Origin of the sequence: Nonomuraea sp. NPDC049141 (assembly GCF_040648415.1) — a bacterium.
Lineage (GTDB): Bacteria > Actinomycetota > Actinomycetes > Streptosporangiales > Streptosporangiaceae > Nonomuraea.
Genome location: NZ_JBEZDR010000226.1, coordinates 1 through 1,380 on the forward strand (window position 1 = coordinate 1; position 1,380 = coordinate 1,380).

The 1,380-nt window shown below is 69.1% G+C and carries 2 protein-coding genes; both read right to left on the minus strand.

Translation table 11 applies throughout. The features are described 5' to 3' along the window. Positions 1-83: 83 nt before the first annotated feature. Positions 84-221 (minus strand): hypothetical protein, encoded by a 138-nt coding sequence (locus tag AB0B91_RS66045; RefSeq protein WP_165947779.1) that lies wholly within the window; start codon positions 219-221, stop codon positions 84-86. Between the two features lie 259 nt (positions 222-480). Then, positions 481-1,380, minus strand: a 900-nt coding sequence (locus AB0B91_RS66050; RefSeq protein ID WP_358343241.1) for a dihydrolipoamide acetyltransferase family protein, incomplete at its 5' end; no start/stop codon positions are given.

Genomic DNA, 1,380 nt, shown 5'->3' on the forward strand with positions numbered 1-1,380 from the left:
CCAACCGCTGCGAAACGCCGACGACCCGCCCGGCGGGACCGGGCGGGTCGTCGATCTGGAGGAGGTGAGGAAGGTTCCGGGCGTCAGCTCATGTGACGCTGGGCGATGGCGAGGATCTCTTCGCGGACCGCGGGCGAGTTCGCGGAGCGCAGCGCGTGCTCGATGGCACGGGCGCGGCGGTTGGCGTCGCGGCGGTTACGGATTCGCTCGATCATGCTCACGGGTCTCTCCTCCTGGCTATTCGGTTGTCAGCCCCTTGATGACTCCATTGAACCCCAAGACGGCGCCAACTTCCAACGATTATTAGGTGAGCTGGGACACGAGCCGAACAATCGAAGGTGTGAAGGGCTTGTGACCGACGCATTCCTCTGTCTCTGGAGTCGGTCCGATGCCGGGCGTGAGCACGCCCCCAAACGGACACGGCCGGTGTGCCGGGCGTCAACCCGTCGCACACCGGCCGTTCGGCTGGCTTCAGGACCGTCAGGTCCAGGCGAGCAGCGCCGCCTCCGGATCGGCCAGGAACTCCCCGATGTCGCGCAGGAACTTCGAGCCCAGCTCACCGTCGATGATGCGGTGGTCGAAGGACAGGCCCAGCGTGGTGACCTGACGCGGCTTCACCTTGCCCTTGTGCACCCAGGGCATCTCGCGGACCGCGCCGAAGGCCAGGATCGCCGACTCGCCCGGAGGCAGGATCGGCGTACCGGTGTCCACCCCGAACACGCCGACGTTGGTGATCGTCAGCGTGCCGCCGGACATGTCGGCCGGCGAGGTCTTTCCGGTCTTGGCCGTCTGCACCAGGTCGGTCATCGCGTCCGCCAGCTCACGCAGCGAGAGCCGGCCGGCGTCCTTGATGTTCGGCACGATCAGCCCGCGCTCGGTGGCCGCCGCGATGCCCAGGTTGACGTAGTCCTTGACGACGATCTCGTCGCCGGCCCAGGTCGAGTTGACCATCGGGTGACGCTTGACCGCCAGCAGCACCGCCTTGGCCACCAGCAGCAGCGGCGAGACCCGTACGTCGCGCCACTCCCGCCGGTTGCGGAGCCGGTCCAGGGCCTTCATCGCCCGGGTCACGTCGACGGTGAGGAACTCCGTGACGTGCGGAGCGGTGAACGCCGAGCGGGACATGTTCTCGGCGGTGAGCTTGCGTACCCCCTTGACGGGGATGCGCTGCTCGCGGTCCGCGCCGAAGCTCGCAGCCGCCGTGACCGGCGCCGACACCACGAGCGGCTCGGCCACCGTCGTGGCCCCGCTCGCCGCCCGCTGTACGTCCTCCCGGGTGATCGAGCCCAGCGGCCCCGACCCGGTCAGCGTGGACAGGTCGACGCCGAGATCCTTGGCGAGCTTGCGTACCGGCGGCTTGGCCAGCACGGGCCCACCGGC